The sequence below is a fragment of the Amycolatopsis sp. NPDC045836 genome (assembly GCF_056431745.1).
Map to the genome: position 1 here is coordinate 1 of NZ_JBWKKF010000057.1, position 2,652 is coordinate 2,652.

Genomic DNA, 2,652 nt, shown 5'->3' on the forward strand with positions numbered 1-2,652 from the left:
GGGTGCCCGGGCGGTGGTGTGCGCGGCGAGCAGGTCGGCGGGCAGGATCAGGTGCTCGTAGCCGGGCAGGTCGTCGTAGGTGGCCACGACGCCCAGCTTCGCGCCGGTGCCGTCGCCGAAGCGGAAGTCGAGCGCGTCACCGATGCGCACGCCCAGCTCGGCAGCCAGCTCACCGGGCAGGGCGATGGTGTCCCCGGTCAGATCGCCGAAGTCACCGTCGAGCAGCTGGTTGCTCAGCAGCTGCCCGGCCTGCGAGCCGTCGAGCCCCCGCAGCGGCCACGGCCGGTCACGGTGGGAGTCGTCGTAGGGGTGTTCGATCCAGCCGCCGGAGGTGACGAACGGGCTGACCGCGGCGACCTCCGGCAAGGCGGCGATCTCGTCGGCGTGCTCGGCCACGGTACCGGCGGGGCCGTGCACGACGGCTTCGGCGGTGATGGTGGCGACCTGGGCGTCGGCCGCGGCGGTGGTGAGCATGGTCTGGGAGATCAGGTTCCCGGCACCGATGCCGACGACGAGAGCGGCGGCACCGGTGACGGTGGACAACGCGGCGATGCGGGCGCGGACGTTGGTCCCCGCGAGCCCGGTCAGGCCGCGGCCCAGCAGCGGGCGGCACAACACCAGGCCCACCCGCAGGTGGACCGGGGCGAGCAGCGCGGCGGAGATCGCCCCGGCCAGCACGGCGGGTCCGGCGGTGGCCGTGACCAGCGCCGGTGGCATCAGGCAGGTCAGGATGGCCAGCGCGACGGCGCCCAGGCCGAAGGCGATGCCCAGCACCCACCGGAGCGTGCCGACGCGGGCGCGGGGCAGGTCGGCTTCGCGGAGCGCGTCGATCGCCCGGGAGCGGCGCGCGGGCTTGGCCGCCACCCGCGCGGCACCCCAGACGACGAGACCGGTGGCGGCCACCGCGACCCCGAAGGGAATCAGCCCCACGCGCAGTTCCAGTCCGCCGGGGACCACCCCGCCGGAGCGCATCGCGGCGTAGAGGGCGTGGGCGAGCGGAACACCGAGGGCGAGCCCGCCCACGGCGCCGGCGAGCCCGGCCGTGGACGCCTCGCCGACGAGCAGGGTGCGCGCCTGCCGCCCGGTGGCGCCGGTCGCACGCAGCAGGCTGATCTCCCGGCCGCGCTGGCGCACCGACAGGGCGACGATGCCCGAAGCCACCGTGGCCAGCACGGTGAGCACGATCCCGCCGAACACCGCACCGATCACGATGGTGGGCGTACGGGCCGCCGGCACGGCCGGGTCCTCGGCCGCACCGCGGTCATCACCGGTGAGCACGCGCACCTCACCCAGCTCCGCCGCCAACTCCTCGTCCACAGCGGACTCGTCGGCACCGGGCGCCAGCACGACACCGAGCGCGTCGATGCCCGCGCCGTCCGCCGTGTCGGCGTCGTTGAGGAACAGGGTGGCGGGGACGTCCCCGCCACCGACGACGGCGGCCACCCGCACGGTGGTGGTCCGGGCGGCCACGGTGGTGGTGATGGTGTCGCCTCGGGCGACGCCGAGCGCGCCCGCGGCCGCGGCGGTGAGGACCGCCTGGCCCGGGCCGGGACCGGCCTCCTCGGCCACGGGCAGTCCGGTGAGGGCGGCGGAGGCCCAGTTCTGCGCGGTCAGCGAAACCGCGCCGGTGGGACTCGTGGCGTGGGCGTCGAGGAAGCGGATGGGCACCGCCCGGCCGACACCGTCGATGGCGGCCGCGTCCTCGACGACGCCTTCGGGGAGGCGGTGGCGTTCCGGGAACGACCGCAGGTCGGTGGTCTCACGTCCCTCCTCGTCCAGCATGGTGTAACTGGGGTCGCCGATGACCACCAGGTCGGCGGCGGCGAGGCGGGCGGGTGGGGCGGCCAGGCGGATGCCGGTTTCGAACATCGCCCCGCAGAGCACGAGCAGCGCCGAGCCGAGGCAGGCGGCGACCACCACGGAGAGCAGGGCCGCGGCGCGGTGGCGCAGCCCGGCCCGGATCAGGGTCCACACGGTTTCTCAGCCCCTCTGCTCGGTGGCGGCCAGCTGGGACAGGCGCGCGGCGACCTGGCCGGGATCCGGCCGGGACAACCGGTCCGCGAGCTGCCCGTCGACGAGGAACAGCACGGTGTCGGCGTAGGAGGCGGCGACCGGGTCGTGGGTGGTCATCAGGATCGTCTGCCCGTCCCGGTCGGCCGCGCCGCGCAGCAGGCCGAGCACCCCGGCCGCGCTCCGGGTGTCGAGCGCGCCGGTGGGTTCGTCGGCGAACAGCACGGCCGCCCCGGCCGCCAGCGCCCTGGCGATCGCGACCCGCTGCTGCTGCCCGCCGGAGAGCTCACCCGGCCGGTGCGAGCCGCGGTCGGCGAGGCCGACCCGCGCCAGCGCGCCGAGAGCGGCCCGCTGGTCGATCCCGTTGCCGCCCAGCAGACCGGGGAGGGCGACGTTCTGCGCCGCGGTCAAGGTCGGGATGAGGTTGAACGCCTGGAACACGAAGGCGACGTGGTCGCGCCGGAGCTTGGTCAGCGCGTCCTCGGACCGCCCGGTCAGGTCCTGCCCGGCGAGCCGCACCCGGCCTCCGGTCGGCACGTCCAGCCCGGCCGCGCAGTGCAGCAGCGTGCTCTTGCCCGAGCCGGACGGGCCCATCACCGCGGTGAAGGACCCCTTCGGCAGTTCCAGGCTGACCCCGGCCAG

The 2,652-nt window shown here is 75.9% G+C and carries 2 protein-coding genes; both read right to left on the reverse strand.

The window, feature by feature from the left end; translation table 11 throughout:
• The coding region (locus AC07EG_RS40250; RefSeq protein WP_478258536.1) for an ABC transporter permease at positions 1-1,974 on the reverse strand (1,974 nt) is incomplete at its 3' end.
• 6 nt (positions 1,975-1,980) lie between these two features.
• On the reverse strand, positions 1,981-2,652 hold a 672-nt coding region (locus AC07EG_RS40255; protein WP_478258537.1), incomplete at its 5' end, for an ABC transporter ATP-binding protein.